The sequence below is a fragment of the Methylobacterium sp. J-043 genome (genome assembly GCF_022829505.1).
Classification (GTDB): domain Bacteria; phylum Pseudomonadota; class Alphaproteobacteria; order Rhizobiales; family Beijerinckiaceae; genus Methylobacterium; species Methylobacterium extorquens_A.
On sequence record NZ_JAKSYB010000058.1, the window covers coordinates 293,291 to 311,680 of the forward strand.

16 protein-coding genes are annotated in these 18,390 nt (G+C 68.5%); 6 read left to right on the top strand and 10 right to left on the bottom strand.

Annotated elements, in window-relative coordinates; translation table 11 throughout:
* Positions 1 to 103 precede the first annotated feature (103 nt).
* Positions 104 to 313, bottom strand: coding sequence for a hypothetical protein (locus MKK50_RS16660; RefSeq protein WP_499023903.1), 210 nt, complete (start codon positions 311 to 313; stop codon positions 104 to 106).
* Between the two features lie 327 nt (positions 314 to 640).
* On the opposite strand from MKK50_RS16660, the gene MKK50_RS16665 reads away from it, so the two are divergent.
* Positions 641 to 2,281 carry an inorganic phosphate transporter gene (locus tag MKK50_RS16665; RefSeq protein ID WP_499023905.1) on the top strand — a complete coding sequence of 547 codons (1,641 nt, stop codon included), beginning with the start codon at positions 641 to 643 and terminating at the stop codon, positions 2,279 to 2,281.
* A gap of 13 nt (positions 2,282 to 2,294) precedes the next feature.
* Here MKK50_RS16665 and MKK50_RS16670 read toward each other — a convergent pair whose 3' ends face one another.
* The 3 genes from MKK50_RS16670 to MKK50_RS16680 all read right to left on the bottom strand — a co-directional run bounded on the left by MKK50_RS16670 (position 2,295) and on the right by MKK50_RS16680 (position 6,199).
* Positions 2,295 to 3,485 carry an FAD-binding protein gene (locus MKK50_RS16670; protein ID WP_499023907.1) on the bottom strand — a complete coding sequence of 397 codons (1,191 nt, stop codon included), beginning with the start codon at positions 3,483 to 3,485 and terminating at the stop codon, positions 2,295 to 2,297.
* An 83-nt stretch (positions 3,486 to 3,568) separates the two neighbouring features.
* Entirely contained in the window at positions 3,569 to 5,029 is a 1,461-nt protein-coding gene (locus MKK50_RS16675) for a lipopolysaccharide biosynthesis protein (RefSeq protein ID WP_499023909.1), read from the bottom strand.
* 165 nt (positions 5,030 to 5,194) lie between these two features.
* On the bottom strand, positions 5,195 to 6,199 hold the full coding sequence (locus MKK50_RS16680; protein ID WP_499023910.1) for a magnesium transporter CorA family protein: 1,005 nt from the start codon (positions 6,197 to 6,199) through the stop codon (positions 5,195 to 5,197).
* Positions 6,200 to 6,412: 213 nt separating this feature from the next.
* Here MKK50_RS16680 and groES point away from each other — a divergent pair, with 213 nt between their 5' ends.
* The 3 genes from groES (at position 6,413) to MKK50_RS16695 (ending at position 8,915) form a co-directional block, all read left to right on the top strand.
* Entirely contained in the window at positions 6,413 to 6,703 is a 291-nt protein-coding gene (gene groES / locus MKK50_RS16685; protein WP_060772000.1) for a co-chaperone GroES, read from the top strand.
* Between the two features lie 89 nt (positions 6,704 to 6,792).
* A complete protein-coding gene (groL, locus tag MKK50_RS16690) occupies positions 6,793 to 8,433 on the top strand; it encodes a chaperonin GroEL (RefSeq protein WP_253368321.1) in 1,641 nt (546 codons plus the stop codon).
* A gap of 272 nt (positions 8,434 to 8,705) precedes the next feature.
* Complete coding sequence (locus MKK50_RS16695) at positions 8,706 to 8,915, top strand: hypothetical protein (RefSeq protein WP_253368323.1); 210 nt, start codon at positions 8,706 to 8,708, stop codon at positions 8,913 to 8,915.
* Positions 8,916 to 9,044: 129 nt separating this feature from the next.
* On the opposite strand, the gene MKK50_RS16700 is transcribed toward MKK50_RS16695, so the two are convergent.
* The gene (locus tag MKK50_RS16700; protein ID WP_499023913.1) at positions 9,045 to 9,569 is read right to left on the bottom strand and encodes a hypothetical protein; all 525 of its coding nucleotides are present in this window, start codon (positions 9,567 to 9,569) and stop codon (positions 9,045 to 9,047) included.
* Positions 9,559 to 10,464 carry a ParA family protein gene (locus MKK50_RS16705; RefSeq protein ID WP_253368327.1) on the bottom strand — a complete coding sequence of 302 codons (906 nt, stop codon included), beginning with the start codon at positions 10,462 to 10,464 and terminating at the stop codon, positions 9,559 to 9,561. The genes MKK50_RS16700 and MKK50_RS16705 overlap by 11 nt, the downstream gene beginning before the upstream one ends.
* 293 nt (positions 10,465 to 10,757) lie before the next feature.
* Between MKK50_RS16705 and MKK50_RS16710 the strand changes: the two genes are divergently transcribed.
* Positions 10,758 to 11,156: an MAPEG family protein gene (locus tag MKK50_RS16710; protein ID WP_253368329.1), complete on the top strand. Its 399-nt coding sequence runs from the start codon at positions 10,758 to 10,760 to the stop codon at positions 11,154 to 11,156.
* A 119-nt stretch (positions 11,157 to 11,275) separates the two neighbouring features.
* Here the strand turns inward: MKK50_RS16710 and MKK50_RS16715 are convergent, their stop codons facing one another.
* Together MKK50_RS16715 and MKK50_RS16720 are read right to left on the bottom strand one after the other, a co-directional pair.
* A complete protein-coding gene (locus MKK50_RS16715; RefSeq protein ID WP_253368331.1) occupies positions 11,276 to 12,343 on the bottom strand; it encodes an adenylate/guanylate cyclase domain-containing protein in 1,068 nt (355 codons plus the stop codon).
* A gap of 294 nt (positions 12,344 to 12,637) precedes the next feature.
* Positions 12,638 to 14,821, bottom strand: a complete 2,184-nt coding sequence (locus MKK50_RS16720; protein WP_499023916.1) for a transglycosylase domain-containing protein — start codon at positions 14,819 to 14,821, stop codon at positions 12,638 to 12,640.
* A gap of 440 nt (positions 14,822 to 15,261) precedes the next feature.
* On the opposite strand from MKK50_RS16720, the gene MKK50_RS16725 reads away from it, so the two are divergent.
* On the top strand, positions 15,262 to 16,563 hold the full coding sequence (locus tag MKK50_RS16725) for a PepSY-associated TM helix domain-containing protein (RefSeq protein ID WP_499023918.1): 1,302 nt from the start codon (positions 15,262 to 15,264) through the stop codon (positions 16,561 to 16,563).
* Positions 16,564 to 16,565: 2 nt separating this feature from the next.
* On the opposite strand, the gene MKK50_RS16730 is transcribed toward MKK50_RS16725, so the two are convergent.
* Both MKK50_RS16730 and MKK50_RS16735 read right to left on the bottom strand, forming a co-directional pair.
* A complete protein-coding gene (locus MKK50_RS16730; RefSeq protein ID WP_499023920.1) occupies positions 16,566 to 17,348 on the bottom strand; it encodes a restriction endonuclease in 783 nt (260 codons plus the stop codon).
* A gap of 218 nt (positions 17,349 to 17,566) precedes the next feature.
* Complete coding sequence (locus tag MKK50_RS16735; RefSeq protein ID WP_499023922.1) at positions 17,567 to 18,082, bottom strand: Ros/MucR family transcriptional regulator; 516 nt, start codon at positions 18,080 to 18,082, stop codon at positions 17,567 to 17,569.
* Between the last annotated feature and the right edge of the window lie 308 nt (positions 18,083 to 18,390).

Consider the following 18,390-nt stretch of genomic DNA (forward strand, 5'->3'; position numbering starts at 1 on the left):
CAATCCGACGAGCCTCGGAGCGAAGGCCAGTCCATCGCGGCAGACGCGCGAAGGGCCGGGAGAGTTCCCTGGCCGTCCCCCGCAGAGCTGTCATCGAGAGCTGTCATCGCCGGACATCATTGAGCGTCTGCGGCCGGGTGTGGGTCAAGGGTCCCTGTGAGCCGGGCAGGAGCCCGAGATCCTGAAGCCAGAGCATGGCGAGCAGGGCCGCGATCAAGCTGCCCACACCCATGAGAAGGGTGAGGTGGCGCCGCCGAACGATGATGAGGATCACCACGACGAGAAGGGCGAGCGAGAGCGCGAGCGTCAGCATGGGCGTCCTTCTACGACGATCCGAACCCCGGCGTCCCATGGCGTGATGCGACCGTGAAAGCCGCGATCCACCGCGCCCCTCATCAATCCAGATCCGGTCGATGACGCGCAGAGACGCAAAGGGCCGGGAGAGATCGCGGCCGACATCTGCACTTCCCCCTGTCATCGAAACTTCATGGAACCTCTCCACTGAGCAGCATTTGTAAGCTTGGCGTTATCTTGGTCCACGGGCAGCCGCCGCCGCGCGACCGGTGGCAACAAGGCCTAAGACCGTATGGCCCGGCGCCCGTCACAGTCGCGGGCCGCGGTCCCTTCCTTCGAGGTTCGGATGTCAGACGCGCTCAGCCTGCCGGACCGGGGTTCGACAGCCACCGAGGCCCGCCCGTCCGGGGGCCCCGATCTCGACGGGCGGATGCATCCGGGCGGAACCATCCTCTTCCTGCTCGTGCTGGTGGGCGGGATTGGCTACGCGCTCTTCAACCTGATCATGGATATGCAGGCCGCCGGGCAGCCGCCGCTGGCAATCGGCGCCTTCGCGCTGCTCGGCCTCGCGCTACTCATCGCCCTCGGCTTCGAGTTCGTGAACGGCTTCCATGACACGGCCAATGCCGTCGCGACGGTGATCTACACCCACAGCCTGCCTCCGGCCGTCGCGGTGGTCTATTCCGGCGTCCTCAACTTTCTCGGCGTCCTCGTCTCGACCGGTGCCGTCGCCTATAGCGTCGTCACCTTGCTGCCCGTGGAACTGGTGCTGAAGTCCGGCTCGTCCGCCGGCTACGCGATGATCTTCGCGCTGCTCATCGCCGCGATCGTGTGGAACCTGGGGACATGGGCGCTCGGCCTGCCGAACTCGTCCTCGCACGCGCTGATCGGATCGGTCCTCGGCGTGGGCCTCGCCAACCAGCTCATGGCCGCCGAAGGTTCGGACACGTCCGGCGTCCAGTGGGATCAGGCATGGAGCGTGCTGCGCGCGCTGCTGTTCAGCCCCCTCGTCGGCTTCGTCATGGCAGCCCTGCTGCTGCTCACGATGCGGTTCATGATCCGCAACCGCACCCTCTACCGGGAGCCGGAGGGCGACACGCCGCCCCCGCTCTGGATTCGCACCCTGCTGATCCTTACCTGCGGCGGCGTTTCCTTCGCCCATGGCGGCAATGACGGGCAGAAGGGCATGGGCCTGATCATGCTGATCCTGATCGGCGCCGCGCCCACCGCCTACGCACTCAACCGCACCATGGCGGAATCGGCGACGCCGCATTTCGTGCAGGTCTCCGAGCGCGCCCGGACGGTGTTCCAGAACCGGGCGGACCAAACCCGAATGCCGAGCCCGGCCGAGGGGCGCGCGCAGATCACCGCGGCGCTGGGAAAGAAGGATCTCGACCGGGCGGAGACCTATGCGGCCCTCGCCGCCCTCTCGGACGACATCGCCACGAAGGTGAAGGAGTACGGCGCGATCCGCCACGTTCCGGCCGCGGCAACGCCGAACCTGCGCAACGACATGTACCTCGCCTCGGACGCCATCCACAGCCTGAACAAGCACGAGGGGCTCTTCGTCGGCGAGGAGGCCGAGACGCTGAAGGCCTACGAGGCGAATCTGAACGACGGCACCCGCTACATTCCGACCTGGGTGAAGGTGTCGGTCGCCCTCGCGCTCGGCCTCGGCACGATGGTGGGCTGGAAGCGCATCGTCGTCACGGTCGGCAGCCGCATCGGCAAGAAGCACCTGACCTACGCGCAAGGTGCGTCCGCCGAGATCACGGCCGCGGGCACGATCGGCCTCGCGGAGGCCTACGGCCTGCCGGTCTCGACCACCCACATCCTGTCGAGCGGCGTCGCCGGCACCATGGCGGCCAACGGCTCGGGCCTGCAATGGACCACCGTGCGCAACCTCGCCGCCGCGTGGCTGCTGACCCTGCCGGCGGCGATCACCCTGGCCGGGCTGCTCTATGCCGGCCTGCGGTTCGTGTTCTGACGCGAAGCGAGGGTCAGACGCCTGCGTACATCCGGCCGGGGTTGAAGATGCCGGCGGGATCGTGCGCGGCTTTGATGCCGGCGCTGATGCGCATCAACGGCTCGGGCAGCGGCTCGAAGACGGGGACAGCCGCGCGCAGGGTCTCGGGCGCGCGCACCAGCGTCGCGTGCCCGCTGCCGGTGGCCTTCACCGCGGCGCGGATCACCGCGGCGCCGGCATCGTCGGAAGCATTGGTGGCGAGCCAGATCAGGCCGCCGCCCCAATCGTAGAACCAGCGCGCGTCGCGCTCGGCGGCGATCGCCGCGGTGACGGCCGGCCCGCGGGTCGGAGCGGTGGAGATGCGCCAGATTGCGGCCTCGCGCGGGTCGGCGAGCGGGATCACGTCGCGCACGGCGCGCCAGAGTGCGGCGCTCTCCTCGCTTTCGACGACTTGTGGCTCACCGTAGCGGCGCAGGAGGCGGCGCAATTCGCCGAGGCGATAGCCGACCGACTTGGCAAAACCCTCGACGCGCATCAGCGTGCGCGGCGCCGGGCCGCCGACACCGGCGGGGAGATGGGCGGCGCCGGTCAGCTCGAACGGTGAGCCGAGGGCGGTGGCGAGCGCCTCGACCGCGGCGGCGTCGGCAAGGCCCGACAGCACGAGGGTCGCGACCCGCTCCTGCACCGGCAGCACCTTGAAGGTGACCTCGGTCAGCAGGCCGAGCGTGCCCCAGGAGCCGGCCATCAGCTTCACGAGATCGAGGCCGGTGACGTTCTTCATCACCCGCCCGCCGGACTTGATCGGCTGGCCGCGTCCGTTGACGAAGCGCACGCCGATCAGGCTGTCGCGGGCCGCGCCCGCATTGATGCGGCGGGGGCCGGAATTGTTGGCCGCCGCCACCGCGCCGAAGGTCGGCTCGCCGGTGGAGCCGAGGAGCGCGCGGTGATCCATCGGCTCGAAGGGCAGCATCTGGCCGCGCCCGGCCAGCAGCGCCTCGACCTCGGCGAGCGGCGTGCCGGCACGGGCGGCAACCACCATCTCGGCCGGCTCGTAGAGGGTGATGCCGGTGAGACTTGCCGCGGCGAGCGTCGCCTCGTCCTGCGGCGGGCGGCCGAACGCCGCCTTGGTGCCCCCGCCGACGAGCCGCAACGGTTCCGACCGGCCGGCGGCCTGCGCCACGATGGCCGCCGCCTCCTGCTCGCTCGCCGGCGCGTATGAGGTCATCGTTTTCGTCCCGTGGGATTCTTTTGGAGCGTTCAGACGCGACCGGACTCAAACCCCGTTTGGACCGAAGTGGCAAGCCGGCTCTACCGCGCGGCGGCCGGCAGCCGCTTCGGGAAGCGCTGGCGCACGGCGCTGCGCAGGCCGGCGATGTCGAGGAACCAGACGAGGGCCCCGTAGACGAGCATTCCGGCCGCGATGCAGGCGGGTAGGGCGAGCGCCGGCTGCAGGCCGCGGAACGGCAGCACCGCCAGCACCATGGCGAAGCAGGCAGCGGCCGTGAGGGCGAGGTCGCGGCCCGGCAGGCGCAGGCGCTCTCCCCCCGTCAGCGCCCGCAGGCCGAGGATGGCGACCGCCGCCACGAGGCCCAGGGTCTGCGCGACGGCGACGCCCTGCGGCCCCATCATCCGCGGCAGCAGGACGAGACCGGCGGCGTTGACGGCCAGCCCGATGAGGGCGGCGGCGACCACCGGGCTCGTCCGGCGTCGGATCTGGAAGATGGGATTGAGGGCGAAGTTCATGATCGAGAGGCAGAACAGGCCCGGGATCAAAAGGTCGGTATAGTCCGCGAATGGCCCGCGGAACTCCTCCGGCACGATCAGCGCCTGGAGGGCGGGCGTGACGGCCCAGTAGCCGGCGGCGCAGGGCAGGAGCAGTGCCACCACGATGGCGATGTTGCGCGCGACCTGGGTCTCGGCGGCTTCACGGCCATGATGCTCCTCGGCCTGCACGGCGATCTGGAACAGCAGCAGGTCGAGCGCCGCGCCGAGTGTCGAGAAGGCCCGCGAGCCGAGATCGGCCGCGAGTGCGAAATAGCCGGCCTCTGCAAAGCCTGCGGTGCCGGCGATGGCGGCGCGGTTGAGGAACGGCATGATCTGATAGACGGCGTTGGCCGCGATCAAGGGCAAACCGTAGGCCGCGAACAGGCGCAGGGTTTTTCGCAACTGGCCGTGGGCCAAGGCGGGCGCGTGCCCGAGAGCCTCATCCCCGAGAACCTTTTGCATCGGCAGCACCGCCAGGAACTGGCTCAAGCCCCCCGCGACCAGCACCCAGACCGGCTGCGAAAACAGCCACGCGGTGCCGGCCATCAGCACGAAGGCCAGAACGTTCTTCCACACCACGAGCCGGAGATAGGCGCTGCCGATGAAGCGGGCGCGGGCAAGCGCCGCGTGATAGTCGAACAGCCCGATGCCGATGGCTGCGACCATGGTGCCGGCGGTCATGACGAGCCGGCCCTCGGGGGTCGGATTGACGGCGATCCCGAGACCGGCACAGAGGGCGGCGGCGGCAAACAGCGCCAGCGCGATGACCATGTAGGCCCGGTCCAGCCCCCGGCGGATCCATGGCTCGGCCTCGCGCACCCGCGCCGAGTAGAACCGCGTCGCCGAGAGCCGCAGCCACTCGAACAGGATCGTGTTCAGCACGACCGCACCGGCCGTCGCCAGGGCGAACCGACCGAAATCGGCCGGACCCAGCATCCGGGCGATGGCGATGCCGAGGATGAAGTTCAGCCCGGCATTGAGGACGAAGGCGGCAATGACGGCCATGGGATGGGGTGCGCTGCTCGCTCGGCCTTAAGCCCGGACGGGGGAGCCTCGCAGCTAGCCGCCAACAAAGCCTGAATTGTGGGGCGCCCTCCGCCCGAAAGCGGATGGTCCGGCGCCGTTGGAGCACCCTCCGACGAGATGGTTGCCGGTTCGTCGGAGGGTGCTTTAGAGCCAGCCCTTCGCCTTGAAGTAGAGCAGCGGCACGATCGCCGAGATCACGATCAGCACCAGACCGTAGGGGTAACCGTAGGCCCAATCGAGTTCGGGCATGTGCTTGAAGTTCATGCCGTACACCGAGGCCACCAGGGTCGGCGGCACGCCGACCACGGACACGACCGTCAGAACCCGGAAGGCGTTGTTCTGCTCGATGTTGATGAGCCCGAGCGTCGCGTCGAGCAGGAACTGGACGGTCTCGGAGAGCCGCGTCTCGAACTCGTCCAGCGAGGCGATGTCCTGCGCCAGCGTGTCGAAGCGCGGCGCGTCGCCCTCCGCGAGGGTCTGCCCGCACTCACCCTTGGCGAAGGCGGTGATGCGCGCGAGCCCGAGCAGGCTGGCGCGGACCTTCGACAGCGACTTGCCGTGGCGCCCCACCGAACGGAGCAGGCGGCGCAGGGCGAGGTCGCGCCGCTTCGGCGCGGTGGCGTCACCCTTGCGGGCGCCGGGGCGGGCGCCGGCATCGAAATCGAAGATGCGGGTGGAGAGCGAATCAAGGTCCCCCGACATCTCCTCCAGCAGGTCGGCGAGGTTGTCGACCAGTTCCTCGACCACGAGCAGGAACATGCGGGTGCTGGTGCTGCCGTCGCCGTCGCGCTCGTCCACACGCTTTCGGACCGCCGCGATGGCGCGCATGTCATGGAAGCGCACGGTGACGAGGTGGTCCGCATTGAGCAGGAAGCCCAGCGGCTTCAGGCTGAAATCCGAGCGGTCGAAGGTCACCATCGGCGTCGAGAGGGAGAGGCCGTCGCGGTTGCGGCGCAGGCGGCTCGACGACTCGACCTCGCTCAATGCCGCGCGCGAGGGCACCCGGATGCCCGTCTTGCGCTCGACCTGCGCGGCCTCCGCGGCCGTCGGATCGTTCAGGTCGATCCAGACCGCGTGATCGGGCAGGCTTGCGCCGCCCCCCGCGCCGCCGTGCTCGACCGCGCCGTTTGCCCCTTGAAGGCTCATCATGGGGAAGGATCGTCCGTGTCGTCCGGAGTGGACGGGAAATTCGTGCGAGAACGCCGCAGCGGGAAAGACGCTGCGCCTTGACTCAAAAACGCCACGCGCCTATCTCGCCAGCGTCGTTAGCACTCACTTGCTTGGAGTGCTAACAATCAGGTGGATCGCGGTCGTCCCGGCCGCATGAAGACCAACCGCCATTCCGAAGCAAGAGGGCAGCTCATGAAGTTCCGTCCGCTGCACGACCGCGTCGTCGTCCGTCGCATCGAAAGCGAAGAGAAGACGAAAGGCGGCATCATCATCCCGGATACCGCCAAGGAGAAGCCGCAAGAGGGCGAGATCGTCGCCGTCGGCCCCGGCGCTCGCGACGAGCAGGGCCGCATCAACGCCCTCGACGTGAAGGTCGGTGACCGCGTGCTGTTCGGCAAGTGGTCCGGCACCGAGGTCAAGATCGACGGCCAGGATCTCCTCATCATGAAGGAATCCGACATCATGGGCGTCGTCGCCCTCTAAGGCGCGCACCCTTCCACCGCCCTTGGAGGCCGCCAGGGTACCGCCCTCGGCCGGCTTCGGGCCCCTTCCATCATTCGAGGTAAACTCACATGGCAGCGAAAGACGTACGTTTCTCCGCCGATGCTCGCGACAAGATGCTGCGCGGCGTCGACATCCTCGCGGATGCCGTCAAGGTGACGCTCGGCCCCAAGGGCCGCAACGTCGTGATCGAGAAGAGCTTCGGCGCGCCGCGCATCACCAAGGACGGCGTCACCGTCGCCAAGGAGATCGAGCTCGCCGACCGCTTCGAGAACATGGGCGCACAGATGGTGCGCGAAGTGGCCTCGAAGACCAACGACATCGCCGGTGACGGCACCACCACCGCGACCGTGCTGGCCCAGGCCATCGTCCGCGAAGGCGCCAAGTACGTCGCCGCCGGCATCAACCCGATGGACCTGAAGCGCGGCATCGACCTCGCCACGGCCGCCGCGGTGAAGGACATCACCGCCCGCGCCAAGAAGGTCGCCTCTTCTGAGGAGGTCGCTCAGGTCGGCACGATCTCCGCCAACGGCGACAAGGAGATCGGCGAGATGATCGCCCACGCCATGCAGAAGGTGGGCAACGAGGGCGTCATCACCGTCGAGGAGGCCAAGACCGCCGAGACCGAACTCGACGTCGTCGAGGGCATGCAGTTCGATCGCGGCTACCTCTCGCCGTACTTCGTGACCAACGCCGAGAAGATGGTCGCCGAGCTCGAGGATCCCTACATCCTCATCCACGAGAAGAAGCTCTCGTCGCTGCAGCCGATGCTGCCGGTGCTCGAGGCCGTGGTGCAGACCGGCAAGCCGCTCGTCATCATCGCCGAGGACATCGAGGGTGAGGCGCTCGCCACGCTCGTCGTGAACAAGCTGCGCGGCGGCCTCAAGGTCGCGGCTGTGAAGGCTCCGGGCTTCGGTGATCGCCGTAAGGCGATGCTCGAGGACATCGCGATCCTCACCAAGGGCCAGACGATCTCCGAGGATCTCGGCATCAAGCTCGAGAACGTCGCCCTGCCGATGCTCGGCCGCGCCAAGCGCGTCCGCATCGAGAAGGAGACCACCACGATCATCGACGGTCTCGGCGAGAAGGCCGACATCGAGGCCCGCGTCGGCCAGATCAAGGCGCAGATCGAGGAGACCACCTCGGACTACGACCGTGAGAAGCTCCAGGAGCGTCTGGCCAAGCTCGCGGGCGGCGTCGCGGTGATCCGCGTCGGCGGCGCGACCGAGGTCGAGGTCAAGGAGAAGAAGGACCGCGTGGACGACGCGCTCAACGCCACCCGCGCTGCGGTGGAGGAGGGCATCGTCCCGGGCGGCGGCGTCGCACTGCTACTCGCCAAGAAGGCGGTCGCCCAGCTGAAGTCCGAGATCCCGGACGTCCAGGCCGGCATCAAGATCGTCCTCAAGGCGCTCGAGGCCCCGATCCGTCAGATCGCCAGCAACGCGGGCGTCGAGGGCTCGATCGTCGTCGGCAAGATCACCGACAACGGCGGCGAGACCTTCGGCTTCAACGCGCAGACCGAAGAGTACGTCGACATGATCCAGGCCGGCATCGTCGACCCGGCCAAGGTCGTGCGCACCGCCCTTCAGGACGCGGCCTCGGTCGCCGGCCTGCTGGTGACCACGGAAGCCATGGTCGCCGACGCGCCGAAGAAGGACAGCGGCGCCCCGGCGATGCCGGGCGGCGGCGGCATGGGCGGCATGGACTTCTAAGTCCACGCACCCAGACGCAGAACGGGGGAGGGGTCGCCGAAAGGCGGCCCCTTCTTCGTTGGTGGAGCGTGCGGACTGCCCATGACGCGGTGCCGGTGCACGGCACTTACCCGTCAAAAGCGGAGGTAGTTTATCCTATGCAATGGCCGGAGGCGCCAAGCCTCGGGCAGCGTCGGAGCGTTGTCGGCCTGACGTCTGCGAGTACCGTGACGGACCGTATACCCGCCCCATTGCCCTCTTACATCCACGCCCGTGAGGCGATGCTGAATCTGATGCAATCGCTGACCGAGGGAATACGGATCGATAGCCTGATGGCCGATCAGCTTTCTCAGATCTCCGAGCGCGCCCGGCTCTGCGGCGAGGCGGAGATGGCCGATGGGCTGCTCGACGTCACGCGGCAGCACCGGGTTGCGGTGCTGGAAGGGCAGGGTCGGCTCGCCGCCCTCAAGGCCCGTTACGCGGTGCTGTTTCCGGAAGCTTAGGCCGCCGCTTTGCGCGGAACGGCCTCATACCAACTCCGGTCGATCCCTTCGGGATAGCGGATTTGGACTTCGCTCAAAGCCGCGTGGGCGTGCTGCTCCGGTCCACGCTTGGATCAAGCTGGGACCGTATCAGCCCTTCTTCTTCTTGCCCTTTCGGTCCTTCTCCTTGTCCTTCTTCTCCCGCACTTCCTTCGTGGGCGGTGTGTCGTGATCCTTGCCGTCCCACACCGCGGAGAAGGGGCGGCTGGCAAGGGCACGCTCCGGCGGCGCCTCGGTGGCACGCGGCTTCGCCGGGCTGTCCTCGATGCGGGTCTCGCCCTTGCGGAACGGCGCATCGCCGGCGGCCAGGGCGGTGAGGCGATGGCGATGCCAGCCCGGCGTCGCGGTCTTCAGCGAGGGATGGTGCGGGTCGAGGCGGGTCACCAAGCCCTTTACCTCGGCCTCGGACATCCCGTCGGCGATCAGGGCGAAGCTCTCGCTTCCGAGAACCTCACGGATCAGGCGCAGCGACGCCACGCGCAGGGACCGGGCCTTGAGCTGCTTCACGACCAGGGCACGGGCGGCTTTGGGAATCTCGGTGCGGATGTCGGGAAACGCTTCCGGCGCGGAGGCCATCGCCTGCAAGACGGCATAGCCATCGACATCAAGGGCCATGGAGAAGTTCCTTCACTTCCGCGACCAGCGGGATCAGCACGTTGGGAACATGGGCGCCATACTTGGCCGAGAAGGTCGGGGGCGCCCCGTCGGCCGGCACCAGCGCGTCGGCGAGTGCCGCCGCCTGAGGAATGCGGGTTTCGAGCAGACGGAAGCCGGCATCCTCGGCCCCCGCCTCTGCCTGGAGGCGCGCCAGGGTTCGCTGATGCTGGCGCACCTGGGCCTGGAAGCGGGTCACCAGAACGTAGGGCGCACTCTTCGGGGCGATATGGCTCGCCTGCCGGCTGGAGCGCCGCCAGATCGTCTCGACGAAGGCGTTGAGCCCGTAGGTCGAGAGAAAGTCCGGGATCGAGGTGACGAGGACGAGGTCGGCGGCGCGCACCGCCACTTCGGTCATCGGCGAGATACCCGGCGCGCAATCGAAGAAGACGTAATCGTAATGCCTCGCCAAGGGCACGAAGTCGTCGTGAAAGACCTTCCACAGCTTCTCGTCGATGGCGTGCATCGAGAATTTTCGCTCGGTCAGCTCGTAGAGGATCTCCCGCTCCACCAGCCGCAGATGCGGGCCCGACGGCAGCAGCGAGAGCGAGAGCGGTGCGTTCTTGTGGGTGGTCAGGCTCACGCCGGGTTGGATACGGGCGGAGAGGTCGGGCTTGTGGCGGGTGATGAGCTTGAGGGCGAGATAGGCCTCGAGCGTGCGCCCGCGAACGATCATCTCGCCGAGCAGCGTATCGCCCGCGAGGCAGACCGACACGCTCGCCTGCGGGTCGAGATCGACCACGAGCACCCGGGCCCCGTCGGCGGCCAGCGCCTCGGCGAGCATGACCACGGTGGTGGTCTTGCCGACCCCGCCCTTCATGTTCGCCACCGCGATCAGCTTGCCGCCCACCGACATCCTCCTGAACGACCCTCGCGCCCGGTCACGCTCCGCCGACCGGACCGCATCACGCCATCCTAGCCCATTGCCTTCCGCCGAAGGCCGACGACACCTTTCGGTAGAATGCTTAATCTCGTCCCATCGCCCGCCGCGCCGAGCGGCATGTGGGGACAATCCGCGACCGTCGTGTCACAGATACGCCTTCGTGATCGCCGGTACGGGCGGAACACGGCGCCGATAATCCTACTTTGCGAAGCGCCAACGACATCCGCCGTCCGGCGGGTTGCCCCTCCTATCCAAGGTTCTTCACTGTGATCTTTCCGACTACCACGGCTTTCTACGCCGCGATTCTGGGCCTGATCTATGCCGGATTGTCCGGATGGGTGATCGGCGGCCGGCTCTCCGGCAACGTCCTGTTCGGCGATGGCGGGCAGGACGCGCTCCAGCGACGCGTCCGCTCGCATGGCAACTTCCAGGAATACGTGCCGCTGACCCTGCTGCTGATCGCGCTCTACGAGGCGGCTGGCGGCTCCCATGGCTGGGTGCAGGGCCTGCTGATCGTGCTGGTGATCGCGCGCATCCTGCATCCGATCGGCATGTTCGCTCCCACGAACTCACCGCGCCAGTTCGCTTGCCGGGGCGGCGGCATTATCGCGACCCTGGCGATCATGACGATCGCGTCGATCCTGCTGCTGCTGCGGGTGAGCTGAGCGGCGGGTTCTCCGCCCCGGAGCATCGTTCAAGATATTGGACTCGGGACGATGCTCCGGCCTTTTGTTCTCGCATCATCTTCTTCCGAAAGCCGGCAACCGGCTCTCGGGATGATGCTCTAGGGCGCGGCGGCGATCCGCGGTGCCGTCGGCTCGGCGAGCGCCGCGGTTCCGTTGCGTTCGAGGGTCGCGACGGCAAGCGGCTGCCCGCGCCCGCGCAGGGCATGGGTGCCGAGCGGTCGCACGACGACGCCCTCGGGCAGCCGCGGCAGCCGCTTCAGCAGATCCTCCGAGATCAGCGTATCGACGCCGAGCGGGCGGCACAGGGCCTCGACGCGGGCGACGACGTTCACCGCGTCGCCGAAATAGGCGATCTTGTGCCGGTCCACCCCGACTTCGGCCGTCACCACCGGGCCACCGTGCAGGCCCGCCCGCAGGCGCGGCACGGTGCCGAAGCGGGCCTCCCAGCCCTCCGCCTCCGCCTCAATGCGCTCGCGCACCGCGAACAGGCACTCGACGCAGCGCGCATCCTTCAGGCCGCGCTCCATCGGCCAGGTGATCATGGCGAGATCGCCGATATAGTCGTCGGTCGAGCCGTAGAAGCGCCGCACCGGCTCGGCCAGCGTCGCGAAGACGGCGCTGAGATATTCCTGCGCGCGCAGGTCGCCGTGCGTCTCGGCGAAGGCGGTGGAGCCGACCACGTCGAGGAACAGGAAGATGCGCTCCTCCTCCACCGGGCGATGGTAGCGCCCGACGAGGAAGTTGATGAACACCTCGCCGCCGATCAGGTCGCGCATGCGGATCACGAAGACGAGGAGCGCCGAGACGGCGAGCGCGTAGGCCAGCACCCGCGGCGTGGTGCGCACCGCTTCCTCCAGACTGTCGCCGGTCAGGCCGAGCAGCCAGACGACGAAGCCGCCAAGCGCGTTGCCGACGACGATCATCGCCACGTAGGAGAGTTCCGCCGCAACGACGTAGAGCCCCGCGGGCAGGCGCCGAATGCGCGACTGGACGCCCGCCAGGAGGACGCCCCGGTCGAAGGCCAGCGCCGAAACGCCGACACACAGGCCGTAGGTAAAGCCCGCCGCCGGGCTCGCGCCCCCGGCGAAGATGACGTTGTAGAGCAGCCCGGCGCCGCCCGCGGCGAGCAGGATGAGAAGCCAGAACCAGCGATGGTGCGGCAGCATCAGATCGGGCTCCGGCGGCCGGCGGAGGAAGATGCGCCCGGCCCGTTCGCGGAGGCCACAGGGCCATGCGGGCAACGGTCGGGCAGGCGGGTCGACACGGGGGCTCCTTCCGTCGGCCATCAGGAAGCGCGGGCGGAGCCCGCGATCCTCTCCAGACTGTCGGAGGGTCATGCCTTCAACGTGGCGCGAATGTGGCGCCCGGCCGCACGGCCGGCTCAGGCCGCGCCCGAATTTTTGTCAGCCGCCGCTCGACGGGAGGGATTAACCGACCCCATCAGGCAAATCGGGCAGCGCCTACTCGCCGACCCCGAACAGCTTCTCGAGGAAGTTGCGATCGTCCCGGCTCGGACCACGCTCCCGAGACACCGAGCGCGGGGGGAGGGCGGAGGCGGTCTGCTCCGGCTCGCCGAGCAGTGCGCCGATCAGGCCGCCAGGGCCGGAATCCCGCTCAGGCTGCGCCTCGGGCCGCGGCGCCCGCCAGCGGTTCATGCCCGGCAGGCCCACCGGCTTCTCGCCCTTGAGCGCCGTCGTCATGTAGGCTTTCCAGATCTCCACCGGCAGGCTGCCGCCGGAGGCGCGCTTGGTCGGTTCGCCGTCATCGTTGCCGAGCCAGACCCCGGTCACAAGGGTGGCGGAGTAGCCGACGAACCACGCATCGCGGAACTCCTGGCTGGTGCCGGTCTTGCCGGCCAGCTCCCAACCGGGAATCTCGGCCTTCTTCGCCGTGCCCATGGTGAAGACGTCATGCATCATGGCGTTCATCATGCCGACGGCGTTGGGGTCGATGACGCGGCCGAGCCCGCCCTCGCCGCGCTTGTAGAGAACCTTGCCGGTGGCGCTCTTGATGCTGGCGATGACGTAGGGAATCACACCGGTCCCGCCATTGGCGAAGGCGCAGTAGGCGCCCACCAGTTCGAGCGGCGTCACCTCCGATGTGCCGAGGGCGATCGAGCCGTTGGCTTGGAGCGAAGAGGAGATACCGAGCCGCTGGGCGGTCTGCACCACCACCTTCGGGCCGACCTCCTGGCCGAGCTTCACCGCCACCGTATTGAGCGAGAGCGCCAGCGCCTCACGCAGGGAGACCGGGCCGCGATAGTTGTGCGAGTAGTTCTCCGGCGCCCAGTTGCCGATACGCACGGGCGCGTCCTCGCGCATCGTGTCGGGGGTCAGGCCGCGCTCGACCGCCGCGAGGTACACGAAGGGCTTGAAGGCCGAGCCCGGCTGGCGCTTGGCGGTGGTGGCGCGGTTGAACTGGCTCTGGGCGTAGTCGCGCCCGCCGACGAGGGCGCGGATCGCCCCGTCCGGCCGCATCGAGACGAGGGCACCCTGGGCAACGTTGTAGCGGGCGCCCTTGGCATTGAGCTCGTCGGTGAGCGCCTTCTCGCCCGCCGTCTGCATGCTCGCATCGACGGTGGTGGCGACGACGATATCCTCGTCGAACTTCGGCAGGAAGTCGTCGAGCACGTCCATGACGAGGTCGGCGACGTAGTTCGGCGAGCCGCCGCCGCGGGTCGAGGCGGGCCGGGCGGGTTGCGCCAGCGCGACTTTCGCGTCGGCGCTCTTGGCGAAGCCCAGCTCCTCCATCGCCGCGAGCACCTGAGCCGCACGGGCCTGCGCCGCCTTCAGGTTGCGGTTCGGCGCAAGTCGCGAGGGCGCCTGCACGAGGCCGCCGAGCATGGCGGCCTCCGCCAGGGTCACGTTCTTGGCGGGCTTGCCGAAATAGCGCTGCGCCGCGGCCTCGACGCCGTAGGCGCCGGCACCGAAATAGACCCGGTTGAGGTAGAGTTCGAGGATCTCGTCCTTCGAGTATTTGTGCTCCAACCACAGCGCCAGGATCGCCTCCTGGATCTTCCGCGAGGCGGAGCGCTCGGGCGTCAGGAACAGGTTCTTGGCAAGCTGCTGGGTCAGCGTCGAGCCGCCCTGCGCCACCCCGCGCCGGGTCAAGTTCTGGGTGATCGCGCGGGCGATGCCGACGGGATCGATGCCGAAATGGTCGTAGAACCGCCGGTCCTCGATCGCCACGAAGGCGCGGGGCAGGTAGGGCGGCAATTCCTTGATCGAGACGACGCGTCCGCCGGTCTCGCCGCGGTTGGCGAGCAGGCTGCCGTCGCTGGCCAGGATCGCGATGTTGGGCGGGCGCTTCGGAACGGCGAGCTGGTCGATCGGCGGCAGTTGCGAGGCGTGGTAGGCGATGAGGCCGGCGAGCCCGATCGCCACCCAGATGCCGAGGACGACCCCGGCATAGACCAGACGGCCGAGCCAGGACCGCCGCCGCGGCGGACGCTTTCCACCGCCTCCACCGGACGCCTTGCGCGCACGCGCCTTCGGCGCCGAGGCGGGGCGGCTGGCCGAAGCCCGCTGGCCGCCCGCGGACCGGTCGCTGCGCGAAAGGCGCACGTCGAGGCGACCGGGCTCGCTCCCCTCCGGAATGTCGAAGGTGGGTTCGCTGCGTGGTTTGCGTCCGCGAGACTGCGCCATGCGTTCCATGCGTCCGGGGCTGCCGATCCCCGAAAGGATCTTGCCTCCCGCGACCGTGCTCCCCTGCTCGGGATCCGCGCGTCGGTATTCCGCCGGATCGATCCCCTTCGGACGCGCCGGCTGGCCCTGCGGCACGGCGGGTCGCCCCCTTGCGTCAGAGACAGTAATTGCGGCGGGTTTAAGGGTTGTTAAACCAGCCGGAGCACGCCCGGCCGGCCTTCACCGGATCTTCACGCTTGATCGTGTCGCGCACGATTGAAGGGTCGGCCAAGGGGTAGCGCATGGACGTGGCAACCTTTATCGACGGTCTTGCCCTCGCCGCGCAGGCATGAGGGCCTGCACAAGGGACTGACCGGACCGGGGCTCGTTCGTCCGAGGGCCGGATCGCCTTTCCTTCTCCGACGTCGGCCGGTCCGTCGCGGCAAGAGGCTCGAGGGTTGATGGCGCGCTCCGTTTTCGTCCTTCTCCACCGCTGGGCCGGCCTGGCGATCGCGGCTTTCCTGCTCGTGGCGGGCCTCACCGGCGCGGTGATCTCCTGGGACCACGAACTCGACGATTGGCTGAACCCGCATCTGCACGCGGTCGAGAGCCGTGGTGCGGCAATCCCCGCCCTCGACCTGGCACGGCGGTTCGAGGCGCGCGATCCCCGCGCCCGCGTCGCCTATCTCCCGCTGGCGGCCGAGCCCGGCGAGTCGCTGTCGCTGTTCGTGATGCCGCGGGTCGATGCGGCGACCGGCACGCTGCACCGGCTCGGCTACAATCAGGTCTTTCTCGACCCCGTGACGGGGACCGAACTCGGCCGGCGGGAATGGGGTCAGGTCTGGCCGATCACCCGCGAGACGCTGATCTCGTTCCTGTACAAGCTGCACTATTCCCTGCACCTGCCGGAGATGTGGGGCGAGGAGCGCTGGGGCATCTGGCTGCTCGGGATCGTCGCCATCGTCTGGACGCTCGACTCCTTCGTCGGCTTCTACCTGACGCTTCCGGTGCGCAAGCCCGCCAACCCGGAGCGTCCGGCGGCGGTCGAGCGGCAGCTCGGCCGGGGCTGGTGGTCGCGCTGGAAGCCCGCCTGGAAGGTGAAAACTTCCGGCAGCCCCTACCGCATCACCTTCGACCTGCACCGGGCCTTTAGCCTCTGGACCTTCGCGCTACTGTTCGTGCTCGCCTTCACGGCGTTCTCGCTCAATCTCTACCGCGAGGTGTTCCTACCGCTGATGTCGAGCGTCTCGCAGGTGACGCCGGAGCCGTCGAATACCCGCCCCTTCGTTTCGCCGCTCAAGCCGATCGAGCCGGGGGTGGATTACGCTCGCATCCTGGAGGCGGCGCAGGCAGAGGGACAACGCCGCGGCTGGAAGGAGCCGGTCGGCGCGCTGGCCTACAGCACGATGCAGGGCTTCTACACCGCCCGCTTCTTCGAGCCCGGCGACGACCACGGCGCGGCGGGCGTCGGCCCGGCGGCGATCTATTTCGACGGGGGAGACGGCCGGGTGATCGGCGACCGCCAGCCCTGGGTCGGCACCGCCGCCGATATCTTCGTGCAGGCGCAGTTCCCGGTCCATTCAGGTCGCATCCTCGGCTTGCCCGGCCGCATCCTGATCTCGCTCATGGGGCTCGTCGTGGCGATGCTGTCGGTCACCGGCGTGGTGATCTGGTGGCGCAAGCGGGCGGCGCGGCTGTCGGTTCGGCGCAAGGCCGTGGCGCTGCCCGCCCGGCCCATCAGTCGGGCGGTGCCGGCGGAGTAGGCTCAGCGCCCGGCCGCCCGCACACGGCGGCCGGCCCGGCGGGTCGGCGCCAGTGTCGCGAGGTCGTCGTGGTGAAGGAGCAGGACGCCGGTGGTGCCGGCGAGCTTGCGGGCGGCGGGCGTGAAGCCGGCATTCGAGACCACGGCGGCCATATCGCCGGACCAGTGCAGGGCCGCAGCGGCTACCTCTTGCACCGCAGCGTTGCCGACCGGGCGATTGTAGCGCTTGCACTGGACAATCAGGCGCAGGCCCGCCTTCTCGGCGACGACGTCGCAGCCCTGGTCGCCGCTCGCCCCCGTGGGCCGGGCATCCCAGCCCGCCTCGCCCAAAAGTTCGGCGCAGTATCGCTCGTAGGCGATCCCGTCCTCCGGCGTCTCCATTTCGTCGGGCAGTTCGTGCGCGCAGGCCACCCGCTCGACGATCTCCACCATCTCATCGAATCGCGGCTCGGCGTCATCGGAGAAGCCGCGCTCCTCGACGAGCGGCAGGACGGTGCGCTCGACGAAATACTCGCGCTCGCGCTGCCAGCCATCCTCGATCGTGTTGCCGTAGGCGTCGAGGAAGCGCTCCTGCCGCCGCCGCAGGGCGAGCGTCGCGGCGTGGCGGCGGGCGATGCGGCGCACGAGCGAGCGGAAGCGGCGCGGCCGGTCGAGGCGATGGAGGAGGATCGCGAGGCAGACCGCACCCGTGGCGGCGAGAGCGGGCGCTCCATAGCGGATGGCGGCGGCGCCCCCGAGGACGACGCTCCAGAACAGGCGCGTGGCGATGGTCGACCGGCCGGACATCATGTCTCCCGCAAGAGACCGGGACGATGCCCGGACCTCACAGGAACTGTTCCCGCCGAGCGGTTGCCCGACTTCTAACGCCGGGTTCGCATCCCGCCCCCGGCGAGGGGCGGCGCCACATCGCGTGTGGATAAGCGGCTCCGCCGCAAACCTGTCGCCAGGCGGCCCAGCGATCGATGGCCGCCGGACCTTCTACGATGACGGCCGGCGCGATGCGCTCAGACCGCGTCCGCGGAACGGGCCCGGCCACGGCGACGCGGCGTTGAGGCAGCGGCGTCGGGGGTCGGTTCGGCGGCTGACTCCGTCGCCGTCTTGGAGGGCCACTTCCGGCGCTGCTGGCCGAGGCCCATGGTCCGGGCCAATTCCGACCGGGTCGCGGCGTAGCTCGGCGCGACCATCGGATAGTCGTCAGGCAGGTTCCAGCGCGCGCGGTACTCGTCGGGCGAAAGGTTGTAGCGCGTCCGCAGATGCCGCTTGAGCGATTTGAACTTCTTGCCGTCTTCGAGGCAAACGAGGAAATCCTGCTGGATCGACCGGCGGATCGACACAGCCGGAGTCAGGGCCGGCTCTTCCGGCTCGCTCGGCTTATTCGACAATTGCGCCAGCGCACCGTGAACCGACGTGATCAAGCCGGGCAATTCTCCGACCGCCAGGGAGTTGTTCCCGACATAGGCCGACACGATATCGACAACCAACGCCACGTGATCGCCAGCGGAGGCATCCTCAAGCGACATTCTCAATATCCCTTCTGGTATCTGCAAACGACGAACTGCAATATGCGCCGCAATCAGGACGCCATCATTGCCGGACACGGTGCGACTGCGCGGAATGACGCAGGACTTAACCTTTGATGGAAACGGCTGCAAGATGGTTTTTAGCGTCGTCCAAAAAACAATTGGACTTTGGTCTGTTTGCCAGGGCTATTGCGACAAAAGTCGCATTGAAGACTCCACAAATCTGCCCCGATATCCGGTACAATTGCGAAACGGAAGGTGGGACGATTACGTAGATTGCTCGGGCAAAGCTGCCCAAAAGCGCAGCT